We start from the raw sequence: 23324 nt of genomic DNA on the forward strand, positions 1-23324 counted from the left end.
ACCACCCCTCCTTGGGGGGATCACTCCCGCCCCTCCCCGGAACTCCGCGTCAACCGCGCCCTCAGGACGCCGATTGCGTGATCACCGGCACCGTCACAAACGGCGATGTCGAGCCCATACCACGCGTCTCATCCTGGCGACAGATCCGCAACGCCCACAGCGCCGCCGCCAGCCGGTTGGGCGCGCCGATCTTCTGGAAGATCGTCTTCACGTAACCCTTCACGGTGTAGAGCTGCAGGCGGAGCAGGATGGCGATCTCTTCGTTGGTTTTCCCTTCCGCCAACCATGCCAGCACCTCGGCCTCGCGAACCGTCAAGCCGGCTCGGTGCAGCGGCTCTGGCGACGCGCCGCGTTGCAGCACGGCGTCGCGCGACTTGGCCAGTTCCCGGGCATTGCCCAGGTGATCCTGCGCCAAAGCCAACAGGTCCCGATCCTCGCTGGAAAAGTCCGCGCCTTTGTGCCGCTCGATGCCGAAAAAACACACCTCACCGGACGTGCCCGGCACAAACACCGCGCAGTGATCATCGATCCCAAGCATGCGGTAAACCTCCGCAAAAATATCGAGCTGCTTAAACTCCCGCCGGGAGAAAAAGTCGCTGCGCGTGAAAGGCTTTCCGTCGTTGATCGAAAAGTCCCAGCAGTAGAGCGGATATTTTTTCATCAACGCCCCAAAGGCCTCCATCGCCCGATCGAGCTGCGGCACCGTGTGGTTAAAGCCGATATCGAGTTTCGCCGCCGCCGTATTGAGCGAACCAAACGCGATCAAATCGGAGGCCACCAGTTTCTCCAAAAAGGCAAAGGACCTTTCGGCATAGTTACCTTTGCCCAAGCCAGGTCGGTAGAGTTCCACGCACGCAGTGCTGAAACGCTTGATGTCGGAGTCGGAAAGCAAGACTCGCCTAGGGAAATACCTCTATTGCAAACCTTGCACGCCAAAAGTCCCCGCTTCGTCCCCCGGTTGACCCCATCGGCGCACTTGCAATCGAACGCGGGGGCCGCACAGTGATCGATCCGTTCTTTGATTGAGCGAGCTCTCAATCGAACACGTGGTTCCGCGAAACCTCTCCAGGTGATGCGCGAATCACACCCAGATTTCTGGGGGTGTTCTGGATTCGACCTTTGGTTGGATTGTCTCGCTGCCGGCCGAGCATGAAGGTCTCTCGTTAAACCTCCTTCGAACCATAATAAATGGCACCTACGAAGAAATGCCCCTCGCTGCTTAATTAACGTAGCGACGATCGCCCAGTGACGCCTGATAGCTGACGTGATCGCCGACATCAGGTATAGCGCATTCTGCGGCCCGCGGAGTTTGCGTCGTATCTTCGACCCGGGGGTTGGCTGACGTTTTGGCTGGGTTCACTGCCTGACGTCAGCGAGATCAAACTGAACCTATGCCGGTAGATGCGGGCCGAGAAGGCCAGAGGGACGCGGGTTCAATTCCCGCCACCTCCACCAATTTTTGGCCCAGCCAAAAATTGCCCGCCATAGCCTCGTGCGAAGGCGGGCTTTTTATTTAACGCCCCTCGTGCCCCTCGCGACGGCGAGAATCGAGCCGCGTCCCGGGCGCTCCGCGCCCACGCGGGTGTCAAGCTTAGCCCGGCTGCCGCCGGGCTGGACAATTCCCGCCACCTCCATCCGCCTTCGCCACGGCTTCGGCCGACTCCACCAATTTTTGGCTAAGCCAAAAATTGCCCGCCATAGCCTCGTGCGAAGGCGGGCTTTTTTCACGCCCTTCCTGCCCGCCGGGGCCCCGAGTTGGAGTCCGTTTGAAGCATGGACCTACAAACTACAAAGCCTGACCCCTTTCCGGCTCCCCAGGCCTCCCACCGGCACAGACGCTTTTTAGGCTTTCTCCGGTTTCGATGGCAAAAATCCGTGTTTTATCGGTGTGATCCGTGGCCCGTATTTCATCTAACTAAGTAGAACTAAGGTCCGTAGTCCGGCGATGCTCATGGGGAAGCCGCGCCATGCATCGAACCAAACCACCTTGAGGGAATTTCAAGACCACGGGGGTGAACCCCGGTCACGCCGCTGCAGACCGGGGCCCTTTCCGAGCCCCGAGTTGGAGTCCGTTTGAAGCATGGACCTACAAACTACAAAGCCTGACCCCTTTCCTGACCCCTTTCCGGCCCCCTATTTCATCTAACTAAGTAGAACTAAGGTCCGTAGTCCGGCGATGCTCATGGGGAAGCCGCGCCATGCATCGAACCAAACCACCTTGAGGGAATTTCAAGACCAGGAGGGTGAACCCCGGTCACGCCGCTGCAGACCAGAGCCCTTCCAAGCCCCGAGTTGGAGTCCGTTTGAAGCATGGACCTACAAACTACAAAGCCTGACCCCATGCCGGCCCCGTTTGAAGCATGGACCTACAAACTACAAAGCCTGACCCTTTACGCGGCTTGACCCCTTACGCGGCTCCAAAGTCTACCAACTGATGACCAAACCACGGCGTCAAATGCGCGTATCCATATCTCGGCGACAGAAATAGACGACCACCCCCTCTAACTAAGCGCCATTCAGGCCTGACCCCTTATCCGGCGCAGGGACGACCGCCAAAGTGGATATTCTTCCCAATCGCTGGTATCGCGTTGTTCTATTTCTACCAGACCCTTCGGTCCGGAGTCACTTGTTGACCAACGACGACATGACACCGCTTCTGCCGTCTTTGGCCTGCCTTTAAATAAAAAAGCGCCACTCAGCCGCCAACCATCGTGTGTGGGATTGCTCCCCCAACCGATTCTGAAGCGGTTAAGCATCGTCCTCTGAAGAAAAATAACGTCGGAAGCCGAGTGGCTGAAACTACTCGTATGCGAGGATGTATTCTCTTTTCAAGAGATTATTCTCTAACCAACTACGATCGTTCCAATCGACGGTAATACCCCTGCCACTGAACTCATTTATCAGGCGAGCTGCTGTAGTGCTCAGATTCTCTTTACTAATAATTTTTTCCGCGAGACGAACCCGGTCAGGCTCAGGGACCAGAGGGCAGGAAATGTAGTCAAGAAAGAACAGAAGCGTCTCTGTCGACCGTAGCCCAATTGGGCAATGACCAACGATTTTTGATCCTATATCCACAAGATCGCCCCGTAGCTGATCGTAGCTAACCTGGCTTTCAATGTATAATACAATGGTTACCCAAAGAAAGTAATAGCCCCCGTTGGAATCATAGCTTTCAATATTAGTGTAGTCAAAGCGGCGAATATGAGCAACAAAATGCTCTTCAAGAAAGCTGGGAGGTAGCCTATGCCGTTCATCCAACGCGGAGAGGATTAGGAGGATGTTCAAAATCTCCACCGAGAAATCAAGATTATTTCCATCGTCGAAAATCTCAATAGATTTTCTTCCGAGATCAAAAATCTTCTTCTGAATAGTTTCCTCGCCATCAGAAAAGTGGACTGCAGATGAATCAACTACCGCTTTAACAATTTTCGCTACCTTGTCAGTTGGAACAACGCGCGGGTCCATCGCGTGTATAAAGAAAATCAAATCAAGATCGACGAGTAACCACATGAAGCTATCCCGAGTTGGCTCACCTCGTTCATTTGCCTTGGCGACAACTCGAATAAACTGCGCAATCTTTTTCTGAATTACCGAAAGCAAATAGTTTGAGACGCTTGCATACTGGACATCATGCTTCCTAAGAGCACCTTTAATGTCTGAAATTGCACGGTTGGCTGCACGCGAGGGGTTTCCGACCCTAGTTGGCAGGTTATCGCCATTTACGCGCCTAGAGTAGAATTTGTCCAAATGCGAAGAAACCTCGTGCTTGAACATAGAGATGTTAGTAATGAACGGGCGCCCAATTTGATTAGTTTTCGCTTCATTCAAATGAAGCTTGAAAAACGCCAACTCCTCTTCAAGGGCCTGAATAAATCTACCGTAGACACCCTCACCATTAGTGAAGATAAAGTAATCATCTACATATCGCCGAAAATCATAGTCCCTATTCTGTTCTATTTTAGAACTTGATAGCTTTCGAATCACACGAACATCGACCTCCTGAAGAATAATTTCAGCAAAAATTCGAGACATTTCAGGGCCAATAATTATGCCGTTAGTTTCCCGATAGTTGCTGTTTTGCATCAGTTGGTCGAATCTTCGGTCAAATCCGCCCTTTTTAGCTTTGTCGCGCTTTGCGACCCTTCGGCTCTTTGTCGCCCAGCTGATCGAATGAGTGTAGATTCCGTTAAAGCACTTAGCAACGTCCACCTGGGACATCCTCCGGAATCGTTTCTCAAGAGTCTGGTATTCGTATGACTCGTAAAAACGAAAAAGAAAGGAATACCTACCGTAGGCGAAGTAGGAACTACATTGAATGCTGTCTCTCCCCTCCTCTTCTACTCCGAGTGGTGAATTCGATTCACCAGTGGGGTTCTTACTTTTGAAAGAGCTCGCGATCTTCGAGGGAAATCGAAGCGAACACTGCGACTTTCGGCAATAGAAGGTTATCAAGTCGCCAAAGGACTCGTAAAAATCACAAGCTTCGAGCTGTGCAACGGGATGCATGATCGACAAGGTTCTCAACCCAGAGTTGGTCCGCTTAATACGATAATCGAGTGGCTTGAGAGCTCCGAGGGATCCAGTGAACAACTTCTCTAAAAAGTTCCGATTTCTGGTTGCTCGTTGATGAATCAAGGTATTCGAGAACCAAAGCGGGATCTCGTAAGGAAGCACTTCGGTAAGCAAGGGACGAAGCGCATCATTCTTGTTAATTTGTTGAATGCTACTCATCTGACCATGCCTGCTTCAGCCGGTTGACCTTCCTCCTCGTGTAACTGACAACAGTTCCGTCTCGCGATGCGCGGTAAAATGAGATCCTTCGAAGGCGGTCTCTCTGATCGGCTGTCAACCTGCTTCCAAATCTCGTGCCACCGGAAAGTATCTTATTCATGAATCCATCGAAGACTTTCAGTTTCTCCAGCGAACTAATATAACGGTAATTGTATTTCAACCCCGACAGGACATCACCGGTATCGCTCTTCTTCACAATCTTTGAACACGAGAGATATCTGCACCGCGCAAGCAGGGTTGAGAAGTCGCCGTCATTTTCAAAAGCGATAAATGACTTGATAATCCTCCGCTTGACCTTATTGATTTTATTTTTCGAGATCGAAATGATGACTTTCGGCGCATTGCTTCCGGTAGAAACTGTTTTGAAGTGGTATCCTAGGTAGGAGAAATCTGCGCTTCTCACATCACAAACAAGACTCCGGGTTCCATCATTTCGCAGTTCAAGCTCAAGCTTCTGTAGCTCTTCGGCAATGAAATGCTTAACGTCGTTGACGGACTCAGAATCGGTAAGGACTACGATGTCATCAACATATCGCGCAAAGTAGAAGGTGCACGGCATCGCTTGAATGGCTCGATCAAAGGGCTCCATGTAGAGCTCTGACAATGTCGCGCTTAGCGCAATTCCCCTTGGAAGTCCCGAATTGCCATTTTCGAGCAGTTTCCCATTAAGTGATTCAATCATTGATAGGCTGCGATTGCTAAGGAGCATGTCACTCCGTAGCTTCTCTATCAGCTTCTCGAACCTTATGCTTTCGTAGAAGGCTCTGACATCTTCTCTAATGATAGAAAGCTGCCCACCATCGCCAAGTAGCGCGCGAATCTCGCGGATGATACGATTCCGATCTGACTGAACAACTTTGTAGATTCTTCTCAGGTGCCGATCGATGAGCTTGAGACCAAAATGATCTTTAGCCTGGTTGAGCTTGATTGTGGTGTTCCCATTATGGGAACTCATAGATATGCCATCTATACGGAACGAGGATTTTTCGAGGGCAAGAAACATCGAACGCATCACTGAGTCGATCTCGCTGGACCGAGACCATAAATCCCAGCGTTGCACGTCATTCCTCGAAATGACCTTTAACAAACTATCAGGACCTAGAGTTTGTTGAAGCATAGATCATTAGCTTGATTGGAGGGCTGGCAAAGGGCTGATGCCGTCACTATCAACATAGCAGCCTAACTTGTAGTCCTCGCTTCTGCAGCATTTGTTTTGGGAGAGAGCTGAAACCCCTTGACCGAACTCAATGGTCAGAGGAGGGAACTGGCAGAGATGGTAGTGCGGATCGTGCATGGGAAAGCGTCATGCCGAGTCTAGTGTTGCGGACGCGGAGGCCAGTGAGCCTGCAACGGCAGCAGAAGCTGCTCGATTCGAACCGCTTTGGCGAGTCGGAATCAGGTAATTCCCCTACATTTGTAGCGCGAAGCCGGGGAGAGCCGGGAGGGGTCAGGATCAGCCGGGAGGGGTCAGGCTTTGTGGGGTTGTAGTTCAATGCTCCAATCCGACTCCAACTCGGGGCTCGGAAAGCGGCCCTGGTCTGCAGCGGCCGGACCAAGAGGCACGCCCACCTCGTTTTGAAATCCTCTCCGTGCGGCTCGGCTCGGTTCGTGGCGCGGTTTCCCCGTGGGCATCGCCGAACTATGGACGTCAGGCTCGGAACGCTTCGTTGCATGCCCTCCAAACGAAAACGCCGGGCGGCCTTGGGAGGCGCCCGGCGGGGGGGAGGATGATTCGCGGGGAATCGACCTGGGCTTAGAACTCGAAGGTGTTGGACAGGGTCCAGCTGCGCTTCGGGGCGATGCGGTAGGCGGCGAAGCTGCCGTCCGGCTGGGCCGAGATCGGGATGAGCTTATTGTCGCCGCTGAACGCGTTGTAGACATTCAGCTGCACGCGCCAGTCGATGCGGTCGGTCAGCTTGCGGCGGTAGCCGAGCCAGAGGTCGACGTTGGTTTCGGCCGGGCCCTTCACCGGAGCGGCGAGGTTATACTCCACCGTCGTCGGATCGGTCGGATCACCCATCGGCGGGTAGGCGATGATCACGCTGCTTTGGTAACGCAGGCCACCACCAACGTTGAAGCCTTTGAGGCGGCCTTCGGAGAAGCTGTAGTTGGTGATCAGGTTGGTGCGCCATTCGCGCAGTTCCGGCACCGTGGTGTTTTCCACGAGCTGAGCGAGGCGCCATTCGGAACCCGGCGCGCCGGCGAGGCCTTCGCCGTCGAACCAGTTCTTGCCCGCCGTGACGACGTCTTCGGTGCCCCAGAAGTGCTGGAGGCGGCCCACGCCGTTGCCGTCGGCGATGCGCAGTGAGTCGGCCACGAGGGTCATGAACTCGCGGATGTGCGCGTTGCCCACGTTGGTGCGACGGGCGTCGGTCTTGCTGGCGTTGAAGGCCACGCGCCAGTTGTCGGTCGGCTGGGCGGCGAGCTCGATCTCCCACCCCTTGGAGACGTTGTCTTCAATGATGGCGAAGCCGGTCGGCACGCTGTAGGTGACTTCGTGCGTGGAGGGCCCGAAGTCGCCGAAGGTGTCGATGCGCCAGGCATCCCAGAAGCGCGGATCCACGGCACGCTGGAAGGTGCGCACGGCGTTGATGACTTCGGCTTCGAGGGACGGCGACACGACCCAGGAGCCGTCGGCCGACACGATGTCACCGGGGCGCAGCGGACGGCCGTCGTTGAAGAGGTGGAAGTTGTAACGCATCGGTTCCCAGATGCCGGTGGCGCCATCGGTGATGTCTTCGTCGTTGGCCGTCTGACCGGCGATGGTGGCGTCGTAACCCCACGGACGAATGTTGTATTCGAAGACGTTGGCGTAGTTCTGCGTGAGCTGCATCCAGCTGCCGATGGCGGCGGCGTTGATCTGCGTGCTGGTGGCGTTGTAGTTGGAAGTTACATACCGATTTACGCGCAGGGAGTATTTGCCGTCCTTGGTCTCGATGCGGACACCGCGGTCGACGGTCTTGCCGGAAGGTGCGGGGTGCGACTCGCCGTAGATGTCGACGCGGGAGGAGTCCGGTTTGAAGTTGGTCGACTGGCTGTAATACAGGCTGAGGTTGAACGGCATGCGGTCCATCAGGCGGTCGAGCACCGGAAGGTCATCGACGTGGGCAACGATGCTGTAGGAACGCGACTGCACCTCGGCGCGGGCGCCGTTGGTCGGCAGGTGGTAGTAGCTGTCGCTCAGGTCCACCGCACCGCGATCCTGGCTGGGATCGAAGTCGTTGGGCGACATGTCGAAGGCCCAGGACTTGGCGATGTCCTTGCGCCAGCCGTAAGTGCCGACGATGGCGTTGTTGAGCATCTTGCCCTGCCACACGAGGGCCTGCGAATCGGTCGTGGCCTTGTTGAGGGTGGCGCGGGTGGTGAGACGGTCGCGGTTGGCCGCGGAGGCGTTGGCGTCGACGATGTTGAGGTTCGTCGTGGTCCAGCCGACGTAGTTGGCCGGGTTCTCCGCCTCGGTGGAGCTGTATTCGGCGCTGCCCGGCTGATAGAAGTTGTTGTTCCACGGCGTGCTCGGATCGATCGCGCTGTTCCAGGTGGAATCGAAGTAAGTGATCGGACCGCCGGTCATCACGACGTTGCCGGTGACGACGGGGAGATTGGCGGTGTCCATCGACTGCCCGAGCAGGGAGTCGCCGAGGTAAACGATCTGGGTTGGCGTGAGCGAACCGTTGAAGCGCTCGTTCGGGAGGCCGGCCAATTGATAGAAGGCGTCGTCGAAGATGCCGTAGCGCTGCCACTGGCGGCTGTCGGATTCGACCGTGTCTTCGGCGAGCAGGCCGGTGAAGGTATGCGAACCGAGCAGGTTGCTCAGCCAGGTGTCGCGGCCTTCGGTGAAGTCATACTTGGCAAAGGCGGTGGCGCGCAGCGACTCGCGGTCGGCGTCGTAGGAGCGGTTGGACCAGGCGTTGTTGGTCGAGACAAAGGCGCGACCGACATTGGGGTTGGGCGTGCCATCGGAGTAAGGCTCGGTGGCGCTCGGGCTGCCGTCGCCGTAAACCGCCATCGGGTCGACCTGCAGGCGCACGTCGCCGGGCAACAGGGCGTTCTGGCCGTTGGCGTAGTTTTCGTTCGAGTAGTCGAGCGAGATTCCGACGCGGTCGTTGAGGTAGGTCTGCGAGAGGCTGAGGTTGAGCACGTCGAAGTCCTGCCATTCGCGCTTCGTGTCACCGTCGATGAGATGGTGATAGAAATCGAAGAGACCGTCGTTGGTCATGAGGTTGTTCTTCCACAGACCGGCGGTGGAGTAATCGGCGCCGGAGTTGATCGCCCACTGCGCGGTGCCGTGCAGCGAAACCCAGCCATTGTCCGGCATGGCGGCGATACCGCCGTCGACCGCGCCATCGGAACCGATGCCACCGCTCACGAAGGCGCCGACCACATCGGTCACCATCATGGTTTGCACCCCGTCATTGAAGAACACGGCGGGCCCGGAGCGGGCGGACGGGAAACCGAAGGTGCCGATGTAGGGCTCGTAAGCCGGATTCGGCGAACCATCGGCGGCGAGGTTCACGCGGAACTGGCCGTGGTTGGCCCGACCGGAGAGATGGTCGAAGGCTTGGAACTGGTTGTAGGTCGCCTGCCCCAACTCGGTGAACCACGGCGTGATCGCATCGGAAGGCGGCAGGAAGCGCGGATTGTTGCTGTTCACTTCACCCGTCTCGTAGTTGGCCTTGAAGGTGGTGCGCAGGCCGTTCTGGTTGAGAAACTCCGGCTCGTAGCGCAGCGCGGCGTAGAGACGCTCGTCGCGCGAGAAGGCCTCTTCCTGACGGAAACCTTCGTCCTCGGTGAGCGCGTTGATGCGCACGGCCAGTTGGCCCGGCAGCAGCTCGCGGTTGAGGTCGAGCGTGGCGCGCATGGTGCCGTAGCTGCCGACGCGGAACTCGGCCTCGCCGAAGTTGCGGAACTGGGCGCTCTTGAGGCCCGTGTTGATGATACCGGCCGGACTGCCCTGACCGAAGAGAATGGAGTTGGCGCCGCGTTGCAGATCGACGCGATCAACGTTGTAGGCGTCCCACGGAATGTCGGAGCGGAAGAAGTCGCGGGTATTGTCGGCGGCGGCGAGACCACGCACGCGGTTGTTCTCGCTCGGGCGAATGGTGTCTTCGTTGAGCGCGGCGGCGTCGCCCACGCCGGCGAAGTTGCCGCGATAACCACTCACCTCGGTGCCGGTGGTGTATTGCAGCAGGGAGGCATTGTCGGTCGCGCCGACGTCCTGGAGGAACTCCTTGGTGACGACGGAAACCGCACTGCCGATATCGCGCAGCTCGGTGTTGAGGCGGTTGCCCGCGAGAGTCTGGGAGGCAGTGTAACCGACATCGGAGTCGGCCGTCACCTCAAACGGCGAAAGGACCACAATGGCCTCCTCATCGGACGACGCCGGATCCGGCGCATCCTGCGCGCGGAGCGCCAGTGGACTCAGCGCGGCGGTGAGGCCGACGGCGCCACTGATGATCCGGTGATAAAACGAACCTTTGGTTTTCATGGAGTATGCTGATTGGTGCTAGGAGTGCCACGATGCGTCCGATACCTGCTGGCGAAACGTCCGGAGATCCGACGGCCAAATCGGCGACCCGCTCCGGCGAAACAGTTGTCATCACAAACTGAATACGCCGGGCAGCGAGGCGGGATATGGGGTGCGGGGTGTCGGCCAATCACGAGGAGCGGCCGAGCAGAGGGGGACGGGTAACTAACCGGAAATCAAAACGACGATCAGAGGCGGGGGTTTAGGGATTTTTCCGGCCCGCACGCTGCCGATCCAGTGATCGAGTCAGCCCACGGGCCTGGGGTTAAGGTGGGGAGGAAATGAGACCTGAGTGCTCATGCATCCGCCGGCGGGAACCGGCAGGTTCTGCAGAATGCGAAGACTGTGGCGCGCCCCTCGCGCGGACTCAGCTCCATCTGCTGTTTACGTAAACTGCCGGGTAAACCGGCTGGTTCTAATTCGTTAGATGGAAAAAGGGGCCACGGATCACACCGATAAACACGGATTCGTGTCATCGAAACCGGAGAATGCCCAAAATGTGTCTGTGCCGGTGGGTGGGTCGGAGCTCAATAGTCTTGTGTCCGCAGGATGGTCGCACTCGGGCCACGCTTTCACCTCCGGCTCAAGCGCAGCTACTCTGGAGGAACAGGGCATATCCATCCGTGCATATCCGTGGAATCCGTGGCTGAAAAACGACGTAACTCAGTAGAACTAGGGGCACAAAAAGACCGGGCGCGGCGGCCCGGTCGGATGGTTTGGCAGGCGGCGTCGAGGCGCGCGCGACTACGGGCGATGCACCTCAAAATGCTCCGACTCGTTGTGCACCTCCACGGCGGTCGCGGTCTCCTCGAGTGTCAGGTCGCCGCGCGCATCAGCGCGCACGAATACCGCGTGACTCGAGTCAGTGCCGAGGCCTACGCCTTCCACCGATAGGGCCGAGATTTTGGTGTCGCTCAGGATGCCCTTGCCGTCGACGGAACCGGGGCCGACGACCGTGAGGCCATCGGAGAAGCTGTCGACGATCTTGATGCGTTCGATTTGCAGTCCCGCGATGTTTTGGTGGTGCATGCAAAGCTGCATCGAACCGCGCCACGCCCAGCCGTGATCGTAGCCGCCGCAGCGTTCGAGCACATTGTCGCGCACCACGGTGGTGCCGCTGAAGTTGTTGTTGATGCCGCGCTCCTCATCGACCGTGGGAAAGGTTGTGCTGATGAGAATACCGCAGCCGGTCCCGATGTCGGTGAAGTGGCAAAACTCCACGCGATTGTTGGCGCCGCCGTAAACGGACGCTCCATTCGCGAGGAAGGTCAGTTGGCCGGTGCAGTGCCGGATGACGTTGTTGCCGGGCACAATGTTTTCGTCGACGTAGCCCTGATCCGCCGGGGCCGGCCAAATCGCAAAACAATCGTCGCCAGTGCCCCGTGCGCTGCAGTTTTCGATGACGGAATCGGTCGTGGCCACGCAGAGGTTCACGCCGTCGGCAATCAGGTTGCGGAAGCGGCAGCCCGTGATGGTGAGCCGCGCGCCGTTGTAGATCCAAGCGCCCGCTTTGGTGTGCTCGATCCAAAGGCGCGCGATCGTGGCGTCAGCACAACCGGCTCCGACGACGCCGTCGTTTTCCTCCTGGTCGTTGCGGTAATTGAGCGCACCAGTGATGGCAAAGTCGGCCAGGGTCATGCCCTCCCCTTTGAGTTTAAACCGCACCCGCCGATCGGCCTGATCGTAGAGCGCCGGGGAACCTACAAACGTCGTATACCACATGCCGGCTCCCTGGATGGTGACGCCGGAGGGCACGTCCAAATCTCCGGTCACCAAATATTGCCCGGCCGGCACCCACAGCGGACGCCCGGTGGCGGCGGCTTCTGCAATAGCGTTGCGGAGCGCTCCGGTGTCATCGATCACGCCGTCCCCCACCGCGCCAAACTGACGTGCGTCAAGCGCCTGCTCCGGGGCGGACACGGGCGCGCCCATGGTTTCAATATCCACGAGGTCCAGCACGACCGGCACGTCATCCGCAACGATCGCCTTGGCCAGACGCACCGTATCGCCGGCCGCGATGACCACCCCCGGCACTCGCACCTCATCGTAGAAGTTGCGCGGCTTACCCTTCGCCGCGTCGTTGGAGAACGGATACGTGCCATAAAGCCAGACGTTGCGCGGGCTGAGCGGGATCGTGCGCACGATCTGGTCATTGACTGAAAGCACCAGCGTCGTGCGCTGCGGTTGGTCCGGCACATTGTAGCGCAGCACCAAGGCGTCACCGCTAACGGGAGCTTGGAACTCGACGAAGCTGCCAGCGGAGGACAAACGCACCGCCCATTGATGCGAGGATTCGGTTTCAATCGTGTGCGGCGCATAACCCGGCCCAATCTGTTCGCCATCGGTGGTCATCGCCTCCGCCTCAACCGTAGTCCACGGCAGGTAGGCGCCATAGGGCGGCAGATCGGCGGCGAAGAGGGAGCTCACTCCCGCGAACAGAACAGACAGAGCAACGGCTATGCGTCGCGGAAGGCGCAAAACGGACATGATGATACGAGCTAAGGGGTTTACGAAAAAAGGGGTTAGTAAGCCACGGTTACGGTCGTGCCCGGGGGGCAGGTCACCGCTTCCCCCGCGAGGTCGAGCGTATGGAAGCGCGCATTCGCGGGGTCGGCAGCCACGGTCAACTTGGACGGCGTGATGTCCACCTGGAAAGCGTCACCGCGATAACACAGCGAGAAGGCGAGACGTTGCCACTGCCGATACAGTCGCGGGCGAATATGGAGCCCATCGCGATCGGCTTGCACGCCGCCAAAGCCCATCACCGCCGTCATCCACGCACCACCGTTCGCGGCCGGGTGCGAGCCGCCGATGAACACCGTGCCGGCAAATACCTTGTAGGCGGCTTCGAGGTCGATCTTCGCGGTCTTGAGAAAGTAGCGGTAGGCGTAGTCGAGGTTGCCAAACTCCGCCGCCACCATCGCGTAGGCGCAGGCGCTGAGACTGGACCCGTGCTCGGTGCGCGGCTCGTAATACTCCCAGTTGCGTCGTTTCGTATCGGCGTCGTAGCGGTCCTTGAAGAGGTTCAGCATCATGACGACGTCGGCCTGCTTGATCACCTGCGTCGGCACCGCCAAACCCTGTCCGGCACCGAGGTATTCGTTGGGATGCACGCGCTTTCCCTTCACGGCGTCGACGGATACATCATCCAATTTGAAGTAGCCCTCAAACTGCTCAATGAGTCCGGTCTGTGGATCGGGTTCCGGCACGTGCAGATTCGCCGCCAGATCTTCTAGGCAGGCCAGTTCATCGGCCATGCCGAGGCGCTTGAGCAAAGCCTCCAATTCGGCCGGGTGGTGCTGACGAAAATGCGCCACCACCGCCAACGCGATGCGCACCGTTTCCCGCGCCACCTGACTGGTGAACGCGTTGTTGTTCACCCGCTCGTGGTATTCGTCGGGGCCGATCACATCGAGGATCTCGAAACGCTGCTTCTCGCGTTTGAAGTAGGCGTAGGAGTCGTAAAACCGCGCGCACTCCAGGATCACTTCCGCCCCACCCTCGCGCAGCAATGTATCGTCGCCGGTGTGCTCGAAGTGCTTCCAAATCGCGATGGCGACGTCGCCGCTGATATGCACCTGCTTGTCGCGAAAGTGCGTGCGCAAATCGCGTCCGGTGGTCGGGTCGCCGACGTTAAAATAACTGCACGCGTCGTCGCCGGTTTCCTGACTCTCCCAGGCGTAAAACGCCCCGCGGTAGCCGGGACCTTCCGTGCGCGCCTTGCGCCGAGCCCCATCCAAGGTGCGCACGCGGTAGCGCAGCAGTTCCGTCGCCGCCGCCGGGTGCGTGTGCAGGAAGAACGGAAACATGAACATCTCCGTGTCCCAAAACACGGCGCCTTTGTAGACCTGACCCGACAGCGCTCGCGCCGGGATGGACAAGCCACTGCCCGGCCATGGCGCCGTGATGAGAAGCTGGAAGATGCTGTAACGCAGCGCCTGCTGCGCCTCCGGATCACCATCGATCACCACATCGGACCGTGACCACTTTTCCCGCCACGCGGCCACGTGCGCCGCATGACATGCTTCGTATCCGGACTGCTGTGACGCGCGTGCCACTCGGCAGGCCTCTGCCACCACACGGTCGTTGGCGACATCGTTACCGGTGACCACCGCGAAGAACTTCGTAAACTGCAGCGGGCTCTCCGGCGTGAGCGCCTGTTCAACCTCCCGCAACGCGCTGACGGCTTCGTTCGCCAGCGTCGCCTCATCCCAAGCGGGAGCGATGCACTCCGCCACGGCCACGCGTTGCTGGTTTTCGTGCGTGAGGCCTTCGACCACGAGCGTGCCGTTCGGCGCGCTGGCGGAGAGCTCCGGCAGATGCGGACCGTTGATGTCCCAGATGCGACCATCGATGCCGGTGCGAATTTTCACGGTCATCGGCGCATCGACGGAGATCGTCAGCCGCACCACGCCGAGATGGCGTTCCTCCACGCTGATGAAACGTTCCGAACGCAGCGTCAGGGCGGAGTCCGCCGGACCGACGCGAAACACCGTCTCGCGGGTAAAGACCGCTTCGGCGAGGTTCAGCGATTGGATATGGGACAGCACGCGATCGCCGAGCTCGCTTAACAACACGCCATCGACGCTCAGCTCCGTGAAGCCACCGTTGGGGGCGTTGACCGGCTCGCGCCACGCCTCCCCCACCCGATCGTAAAGACCGGCGAGGGTGATCCCCACCGATTGCTCCGGACCGTATTCATCCAGCGTGCCACGGTAACCCATGTAACCGTTGGCGAGCTGATACAGGTTCCCGCGGCGCATGATGCTCTCCGCATCACCGCTCGCGTCACTTGTGCTGATAACCCAAGAATCCATGCAAAGTTTCCGCTCAGGTGCGACGACCCTCGTCCTTCACCCGCAGCATGAGCACCGCCGCGACCACCATGGACGCGCCGCCCAATACCAGGGCCAAAATCGCCTGACCGTGAAACACCGTGCGCACCAACAGGCCCAGCACCGCCGCGGCGAGGATCTGAGGGATCACGATGAAGAAATTAAACATGCCCATGTAGACGCCCATCTTCCGGTAGGGCACCACACTGCTGAGAATCGCATAAGGCAGCGTGAGCAGACTCGCCCAGGCCACACCGAGACCGACCATCGACACGATCAGAAGCTTGGGGTCGCGAAACACATACATGGACGCCAAACCGAGTCCGCCGATGACAAGACACACCACGTGCGTGAAAACACGACTGGTGCGCTTCGCCATCACCGGCAGGACAAAGGCGACCAAGGCGGCGACCCCGTTGTAAACCGACATGAGCACACCCACCCAGTTGGCGCCCTCGTTGTAGGCGGCCGACTGCGGGTCACTGCTGCCGAAGTGGTGACTCGTGACCGCGCCGGTGGCGTAGATGAAGAACGCGAAGAGCGCGAACCAGGTGAACACCTGCGCCAGCGCCAACTGCCGCATGGCCGACGGCATGTGCCCGAGGTCGTAAACGATCTCCACCAGCCCACCGCGGTTGCCCGCCCGGTAGCGCCACGCTGCCACCAGTTGCAGCACGCCGTAAGCGGCCACCCCGCAGGACAGGATGTAGAGGCCCTTGTCCCAACCGAGGGAGCGAATCAGGAAAGTGAATACAACACCGCCGACCAGCAGTCCTAGGCCAGCCAGCGTGTTGCGTCGCGCATCCAGTTCGAAGGACGGCTCCGCAGCGGGATCGGCCGCGCCCGTGTTCTCCTCACCGTGGAAGGCCTGCTGCTCCTCCGGCGAATACTCTTTCACGCGAAACACGGTCCACATGACGGTGAGGAAGTAGACGCCGCCACCGAGGATGAACGACCACTTCACCGAGTCAGGCACCACGCCGGCGGGCGCGGTGTTGGCGACTTGAAACACGTTGCTCAGCAGCCACGGCATGAGTGAACCCACCACCGAGCTCGCGCCGATAAAAAAGGTCTGCATGGCGAAACCCGCCGTGCGCTGCTCGTCCGGCAGCATGTCGCCCACAAAGGCGCGCATCGGCTCCATCGTGATGTTGATGGAGGCGTCGAGGATCCAGAGCATGCCCGCCGCAAACCACAGCGCCGGCGAGTTGGGCATGATGAAGAGCGCCAGCGAGGCGAGGATGGCGCCTGCGAGGAAGAAGGGTTTGCGTCGCCCGAGTCGGTTCCAGGTGCGATCGCTGTAGTAACCCACGATGGGTTGCACGATCAGGCCGGTCACCGGGCCGGCGATCCACAGAATCGGGATCTCGTCGATCGACGCGCCGAGCGTCTCGAAGATACGACTGACATTGGCATTCTGCAGCGCGAAGCCGAACTGAATGCCCACGTAGCCGAAGCTCATGTTCCAGAGCTGCCAAAAGTCCAAGCGGGGTTTTGCTTTCATGAGGCGGGAAGAAGGGGGTCAGGGTTGAAGTGCGCGACGAGCGAGCACCAAGCGGCGCAGGTCGGGCAATCTGATTTCCGCCAAGTCCGCCACCACCAGATCCGCCCCATGGTCGCGCAGGGCGGAGGCGTTGTCTTCCCGCGCCAGCCCGATGGTCAGCGCAAAGCCTCCGCGACGCCCGGCTTCCACCCCGGTCACCGCATCCTCGATGACCACACAACGGTCCGGCGACGCATCCAACCGCGCACAAGCCGTCGTGAAGATGTCCGGAGCTGGTTTGCCGCGGAGGCCCAGCGCTGCTGATACCAACCCATCCACTACTGTGGCAAAGAGCCGCGCGGTGCCGGAACGCTCCAACACCAGCGCCGAGTTGCGACTCGAGGTCGCCAGCCCCACCCGCACGCCGGCCTCCTGCAGGGCCTCGATCAACGCCACGGTCGAGGCGAAGACCGCCACCCCGTCGCGTTCGAGGATGCGGTTGAACTCAACGTTCTTCGCGTTGCCGAGCCCGCCCACGGTCGTATCGCCCGGCGCGTCCTCTGGTGACCCCATGGGCAACTCGATCCCGCGCGAAGCCAGAAAGGTCGCCACCCCTTCGTAGCGCGGACGCCCATCGATGCGGGCCAAATAATCTGCCGGAAATTCAAACGGCGCCAACGCCTCGCCCGTGGCCACCGCACGACGCGCCAGGAAGCCGTCGAACATGCGGCGCCACGCCTGCGCGTGCACCTCCGCCGTGCGCGTCACCACCCCGTCCATGTCGAACACCACCGCGTCGACCACCTCGGCCAGCAGGGCCGCGACGGCACGGGGTTCGGCGAAGTTGGTGGACTCCGACACAACAGGAGACGGATGAGAAATCATCGGCAGCAAAACGGGGGTTGGAAAGGGGTTGAGAACGGCGGCCACCGGTCACGGCAGCCGCGGAAACGCAGCATCGGTCATTGCGAACTCGACGCACATCGACTGCTCAATTTACGTAAACCCAGCCCTCGCCCCTTTCCCCTCCGCCATGCCCCGTTCCGGCCCCAGCCTGCAATCCATCGCCGACCGCGTCGGCGTCACCAAGATGACGGTCTCGCTCGCCCTACGTGACCACCCGCGCATCCCCGCCGCCACACGCGCCCGCATCAAACGCGAAGCTGAAGCGCAGGGTTATAAACCCAACCCGGAGGTCTCGCGCTTCCTCTCCGCGATCCGCAAATCCAAGCCCAGTGGCAACGGCCTGCCGCTCGCCTGTATAACGACCGGACCCGCGCCCGAGATCTGGCGCCAGCAATCTCCCACCGAAAACGCCTACTGGCACGGCGCGCAGGAACGCGCCAAACTTTACGGCTACTACGTCGAGGAATTCTGGCTGGAGGAGCCACGCATGAGCGCGCGCCGCCTGAGCGACATCCTGTGGAATCGCGGCATCAACGGCGTCATCATCCCGCCGGTGCTGCGGGTGTTTTCCGAGACCAACCGCGAGGTGAGTCTGCAGCTCAAATGGGAACGCTTCTGCGCCGTCACCATCGGTGATCCGCTCACCTCCCCCGAGCTTAACCGCGTCGTGCACGACCACTACACGTCCATGGTCACCGCGCTCAATCGCCTCATGCAGCTCGGCTACCGCCGCATCGGCCTCTGCTTGCCGGAACACATGGACCTCACCGTCAACCAGCGTTGGCAGGCCGGCTACCGCGTGTTTCGCGCCAACCACCAGATCGAGCGCATCGATCCACTCATTCAGCCCGAACTCACGGGCGATGTCGTGCGGCAATGGATCACCGCCAACCGCATCGACGCGGTGCTGTGCGCGGGCCACCACATGCCCAAATTCTTCCGCGATGCAGGCATTCGCATCGGCGAGGAGATTGGTTACGCCGACCTCGATCTCTACCCTTCCGATCCCGAATACGCCGGCATCAGCGGCATCACGCAGAACTCCGAGATGTTGGGCATGGCGGCGGTCGACATGATCGTCTCCGGCTTGCAACGCGATCAGGTCGGCATTCCCGAAGTGCCGTTCGTCACGCAGGTGCGCGGCAGTTGGTTTGACGGCAAATCCACCCCACCCGCCGACCAGCTCAAACCCCGTCGCCGCACTCCCACGCGCAAGCGCACGAAGTCTGACTGAGCCACCCCGGCGCCGCGCGCCAGCCAGACAGTTGCAAGAGCCGGCGGGTCGTCCCGGCCTGACCGGCTTTCGTCCCGCCGCACCCGCGATTGGTGTATTTGTTTTCTGGTGACGAAACTCCGCTGTCACTCCGCTCGTCGCATGAGGTTGACCACCCTCGAGCGAAAACAGCCGACAGGTCGTCGGCCACGTCCGCCCGTCCGGTCATTCAAACCGAAATCCATCCTCATGAAGTTCACCTCCCTCTTTTGTTCCACGCTGCTCGCCGCGCCGATGCTGCTCAGCGCCCAGTCTTCCTTCTCGATCACCAGCGATTTTGCCTACGCCTCCGACTACGTGTTTCGCGGCATCCACTACGCCGATGAATCACTGCAACCCTCGATCTCATTTTCCGCCGGCAACCTCTACGCCAGCGTGTGGACCAACCAGCCGATCACCGGCGGCACCGACAACGAATTCGATTTCACGCTCGGCTATGCGTTGCAGCTGAACGACACGTGGGCGCTCGACTTGGGCGCAACCTACTACGATTACCCGGAGACCACCGGCAACGTGGAGCAATTGGAGCCCTACCTCGGACTCACCGCCACGCTGGCGAACGGATTCAGTTCCTCGACCTACCTCTACTACGAATCCGAGTTTGAGGTCACGACCCTGAGCACCGTGCTGGGCTACAGCCAACAGCTCCAGGACACGCTGAGCCTGGACCTCGCGGCGGAGGTCGGTGGCGTGATGCCGGACGCCGACGACGACTACACGTATTGGGCCCTGTCGGCCCAACTCACCCACGCGCTCAACGACACGGCGTCCGCCTATCTTGGGGTGACCTACAGCAACACCGACCTCGACCACAGCGTGCGACCCGACGGCAAAGAACGTCTTTTTCTGACCACTGGCCTGCAGTTCGGATTCTGAGGCGCGCGCGCCACTGCATCCGATCCGCGTTTAAACCGCCCCTCCTCCTGGTCGCGCATCCAGCGAGGTGGGGCGTAAACCGCGGGGTGACTACCCGCGATCGAAGTCGTAGAGCAGTAGGTCGAAGATTTCCTGATACTCCGGCACCGTCATGTCGTTGCACCAGATTTGGAAATACATGACCGCCCCGCGGATGACCTTCACGCCGGTCACGACATGCATAAACCCGTCAGGCGGTAGTTCACTCACCTTCCGCGCCCGGGCGTCGGAGAACACACAATACACGCCGGAACCTTCTTCCGGCACCAAGGCCTGCCATCGGTAGTCCTGCTCCTTCGACTGCGACAAAAACATCGAGCTATTTTGCACGACCAGATTCCGCTGCCACTCGGTCTTGCTCGCCTCGGCCGGAACCTCACCGGAGATGTAAACGCGCAAGGAGATACGCCACACCGGGTTGAGCATTTCGATGAGCGTGACGCCTTGGGAATCCGTCTCCTGCTCAAAGGAATATCCCAACGGCACCCGAGTGCTGAGCTTCACCCGTTGCCCCGCTGTGAAGGATTCCGTGCGGGATTGCCCCTGCGCCGTTGTGGCCACCGCGGCCCCCAGCACCCACAGCACCACGCCCCACATCTGCGACGAACGTTTCCACTTCATCCTCATGGCTACTAGGATCTAACCAATCCGGCGTCGGGTCCAAGCCTCGACACCAATCGTTGCACAACCCCCGCAGGCATTCGCCGGGCGCCCTATTTTCACTCACCGACCGGCGGCTAAAAACGGACAGTCAATCGCGCGCGGAGTTGCGCAACCGAACCAAGGACGTTCGCTGAGGCCAGCTTACCCCTCCCCCCAACCTTCATGGACCGCCCCCTACTCCCCCCTTTCGCGGACCGGCGCGTGCGCACGTTGCTGGCCTACTTCGCCGGACTGACCTTGTTGTTGCCTCTCGCCCAAGCCAACCGCCGCGTCGCCGTCAAAGCCACTGCCGAAGACGACTACGTGGCCGAGCGCTACGACGCCAACGGCAACCGTATCGCCCAAACCTACGTCTTCCTTGAAGGCACCTTCCACGGCGGCGCGATTCGTGATCGCTCCCTCGAACGGGCCGAGATCCAAGAGATCGCCCGCACCCTCGCCCCCTATCTGGCCGAGAAAGATTTTCTTCCCACCGATGACGCGGGCAATGCCGACATCGTGATCGCCATTCACTGGGGCACCACCGTGTCCCTGAAGCACAACTCCGACTACGTCTCGGAGCTCATGATTCAGGCCCGCGACCGGCAAATGGAAGCGCAGGAGTTTTACCAGAACACCTATATGGAGGACGGCGAAGAGACCATTCCCACCGACTACGCTCAGGGCCTCCTGCAAGATTCCGCCCGTCAAGCCGCCGAAGCGCCCGACTACGAATGGGCACGCCTCGCGTCCACCCGCTCCGAGCGCGACTTCGAAAACCGCCCTACCGCCACCCTGCTCGGCTTTTCCGATGTGCTCAATCGCGACATGAGTCGCGCCGTCATGGGCGAAGACGCCCGCACCGTGAACGCCATGCTGGAGGAGGATCGATACTTCGTCGTGCTCGCCGCCTACGACCTCAAAAATCGCGGCGAGGACGGCACCCCGCAACGTCTCTGGGTCGCCCGTCTCAGCACGCGCTCCGCCGGCACCAACTTCACCGAAGCGCTCGATACTTTGGGCGAAGTCGGCAGCAACTATTTCGGTGAACACCACCCCGACCTCGCCATCGAGCGCAAGCCCGTGAAGGTGCAAAACGCCGAGGTCGAAGTCGGCGATCCCATCGTCGTCGAAGACCCACAAAACTAAAACGCCGGAGACAACAGAGCCAAATTGCCCTTGCCGTTTTGGGCATCGGAAAACTCTGTGGGGAACTGACGCGAACTGGCCCTTCGTTAACCCCTTCCCCCCGCCATGCCCTCCCGTTTTTCGGCCACTCGGATCGTCGCCCCGTTTCCTCTGATCGCAGTGCTGCTCGCGGCGAACGCGCGGGGCCAAGAGACGCCCTTCGAGCTGAATACGTCGACAGTGCAGCTCCGTGAGTTCGCCATCACCGAGCGCCGCGCCCCCGATGCCCCCGAGGAGGTGTGGGACTGGCGCAGCGGCACCGTCGATGACATCGAATTCATCAGCAGCGCCAGCGAAGAGCGCACCGAAAAGCTCGTCACGCACCTCGGTGAGTTCGCCAACCTGCTACACTGGCTGATTCCGCAGTGGCCGCGCCCCGCCGACCCACCTCTGCGCCTCATCATTTGTGGTTCCCGGGGCACGTTTGCCGAGCTGCGGCCCGTGACCACCGACGACGCTCGACCGGATACCCTCAGCGCCTACTACCACGGCTACCGGCACAGCTATGCCGTTATCGATGACAACGACGGATTGCAGGTCTGGGACTGGCAGCCCGTGACTTTTACAGCGACCCAGATTTCTGATCGGCCTTTCACCAACCGGGGCACCGGGCCCTTTCTGCGGTTTGCTCCGACCACCGATTTTGGGCAGATGGGATTCGGCACCAATACCACGGAGCTGCTCGAACGGGAATACGTCCGCCACCTGCTGCTGAGCCAAGGATGGAGCAGTCCCGCGTGGTTTACCGAGGGCATGGCTCGTCTCGTCGCCACCGCCAAAGTCGACGGCGATCGCGTGCGTATTGGTCGGCTGGATACGGTCCAGATGGGCGAATTCGGCCAAACCGCATCCGAGCTCAGTCTGCGCTTCCACCGCCAGGCCATGAAACCCCTCATGGAGCTGTTCACCGTCAACTACGACAGCCCCGACTATCTCAACGCGCGCGGCAGCAAGTTCTCGGACCAGTCGCTGGCTTTCGTGCACTACAGTCTCTACGGCGCGAAAGGACGTTATCAGGCCGCGCTGCTCAACTGGCTGGGACGCCTGCAGATCGATGCTCCGAGCGAAGCCGCGTTCCGCGAGTGTTTTGGCACGAGCACGAGTTCCTTCGGCGCCCAACTTCGCGGCTACTTCGATGGCGGACTCTACCGCTCACCCGTCACCTCGGCCGACGACCTCCCGACCGCCCCCGAGTTGGTCATCGGGCCCGCCGATCCCGCGCAGGTCGCCGTCTTCAAGGCCGAAACGCAGGCGCTGGCCGGTCGCGCTGTCGAGGCGTCCGCCCTGCTCGAATCCTCGCTCGCCAATGGTTTCGCGAACTTCGCCCTACACGTCGCTCGCGCCGAACTGGCGTTGGCCGCACGCGACTATGAGACTGCCGCCGCCGCGCTCGCGACTGCCAGCTCCCTCGACGAACCGCTCTCCGATGAATACCGCGCGGCGCGTCTGGAACTCGAAGTCAGAAGCGAACCCGCGCTCGACTCCGCGACAGCCAAACGCCTCCTCATCGATGCCCTGCAACTGCAGCAGCAACTCCCGGGGCAGAATCTCCGCTTCACCACCTTGTTGGCGGAAATTTTCCTCCGCTCGCCTCTCAAGCCCGACGAAGCATTCGTGAATCTGCTGGAGACGCGCGCCGCCAACCTTCCGCCCAACGCCGAGCTCACTGCAGTGATTCAACAGGTGCGCGCCAAAGCAGGCGGCAGCTTCTCGCCCTGAGATAGGGTCGTGGGGCGAGATTGGTCATCACGGGTGCATGCCGCCCAC

At 60.2% G+C, this 23324-nt stretch carries 13 protein-coding genes and 1 other RNA gene; 5 read left to right on the forward strand and 9 right to left on the reverse strand.

What is annotated here, in order from left to right:
* Positions 1 to 61: 61 nt before the first annotated feature.
* Positions 62 to 892, reverse strand: a complete 831-nt coding sequence (locus tag K1X11_RS11275) for a helix-turn-helix transcriptional regulator (RefSeq protein ID WP_221032085.1) — start codon at positions 890 to 892, stop codon at positions 62 to 64.
* Between the two features lie 205 nt (positions 893 to 1097).
* Between K1X11_RS11275 and ssrA the strand changes: the two genes are divergently transcribed.
* Positions 1098 to 1455: a transfer-messenger RNA gene (ssrA, locus tag K1X11_RS11280) on the forward strand.
* 1344 nt (positions 1456 to 2799) lie between these two features.
* Here the strand turns inward: ssrA and drt3b are convergent.
* From drt3b to K1X11_RS11315, 7 genes are all read right to left on the reverse strand, one after another.
* Complete coding sequence (gene drt3b, locus K1X11_RS11285) at positions 2800 to 4731, reverse strand: antiviral reverse transcriptase Drt3b (protein WP_305082556.1); 1932 nt, start codon at positions 4729 to 4731, stop codon at positions 2800 to 2802.
* Entirely contained in the window at positions 4724 to 5908 is a 1185-nt protein-coding gene (drt3a, locus tag K1X11_RS11290) for an antiviral reverse transcriptase Drt3a (RefSeq protein WP_305082555.1), read from the reverse strand. The genes drt3b and drt3a overlap by 8 nt, the downstream gene beginning before the upstream one ends.
* Before the next feature lie 636 nt (positions 5909 to 6544).
* The gene (locus K1X11_RS11295) at positions 6545 to 10276 is read right to left on the reverse strand and encodes a TonB-dependent receptor plug domain-containing protein (protein WP_221032082.1); all 3732 of its coding nucleotides are present in this window, start codon (positions 10274 to 10276) and stop codon (positions 6545 to 6547) included.
* Between the two features lie 783 nt (positions 10277 to 11059).
* The gene (locus K1X11_RS11300; RefSeq protein ID WP_324726164.1) at positions 11060 to 12742 is read right to left on the reverse strand and encodes a glycosyl hydrolase family 28-related protein; all 1683 of its coding nucleotides are present in this window, start codon (positions 12740 to 12742) and stop codon (positions 11060 to 11062) included.
* Between the two features lie 95 nt (positions 12743 to 12837).
* Entirely contained in the window at positions 12838 to 15132 is a 2295-nt protein-coding gene (locus K1X11_RS11305; RefSeq protein WP_221032080.1) for a glycoside hydrolase family 65 protein, read from the reverse strand.
* 13 nt (positions 15133 to 15145) lie between these two features.
* Positions 15146 to 16654: an MFS transporter gene (locus K1X11_RS11310; RefSeq protein ID WP_221032079.1), complete on the reverse strand. Its 1509-nt coding sequence runs from the start codon at positions 16652 to 16654 to the stop codon at positions 15146 to 15148.
* 18 nt (positions 16655 to 16672) lie between these two features.
* A complete protein-coding gene (locus K1X11_RS11315; protein WP_221032078.1) occupies positions 16673 to 17494 on the reverse strand; it encodes an HAD family hydrolase in 822 nt (273 codons plus the stop codon).
* A gap of 172 nt (positions 17495 to 17666) precedes the next feature.
* Here K1X11_RS11315 and K1X11_RS11320 point away from each other — a divergent pair, with 172 nt between their 5' ends.
* Positions 17667 to 18773 (forward strand): LacI family DNA-binding transcriptional regulator, encoded by a 1107-nt coding sequence (locus tag K1X11_RS11320; RefSeq protein ID WP_221032077.1) that lies wholly within the window; start codon positions 17667 to 17669, stop codon positions 18771 to 18773.
* Between the two features lie 228 nt (positions 18774 to 19001).
* Entirely contained in the window at positions 19002 to 19688 is a 687-nt protein-coding gene (locus tag K1X11_RS11325; protein ID WP_221032076.1) for a TorF family putative porin, read from the forward strand.
* A gap of 90 nt (positions 19689 to 19778) precedes the next feature.
* Here the strand turns inward: K1X11_RS11325 and K1X11_RS11330 are convergent, their stop codons facing one another.
* On the reverse strand, positions 19779 to 20348 hold the full coding sequence (locus K1X11_RS11330) for a hypothetical protein (protein ID WP_221032075.1): 570 nt from the start codon (positions 20346 to 20348) through the stop codon (positions 19779 to 19781).
* 204 nt (positions 20349 to 20552) lie between these two features.
* Between K1X11_RS11330 and K1X11_RS11335 the strand changes: the two genes are divergently transcribed.
* Both K1X11_RS11335 and K1X11_RS11340 read left to right on the forward strand, forming a co-directional pair.
* Positions 20553 to 21518 (forward strand): hypothetical protein, encoded by a 966-nt coding sequence (locus tag K1X11_RS11335; protein WP_221032074.1) that lies wholly within the window; start codon positions 20553 to 20555, stop codon positions 21516 to 21518.
* Positions 21519 to 21623: 105 nt separating this feature from the next.
* Positions 21624 to 23276 (forward strand): hypothetical protein, encoded by a 1653-nt coding sequence (locus tag K1X11_RS11340; protein ID WP_221032073.1) that lies wholly within the window; start codon positions 21624 to 21626, stop codon positions 23274 to 23276.
* Positions 23277 to 23324: the final 48 nt, after the last annotated feature.

The organism is Actomonas aquatica, from assembly GCF_019679435.2.
Classification (GTDB): Bacteria; Verrucomicrobiota; Verrucomicrobiia; order Opitutales; family Opitutaceae; genus Actomonas; species Actomonas aquatica.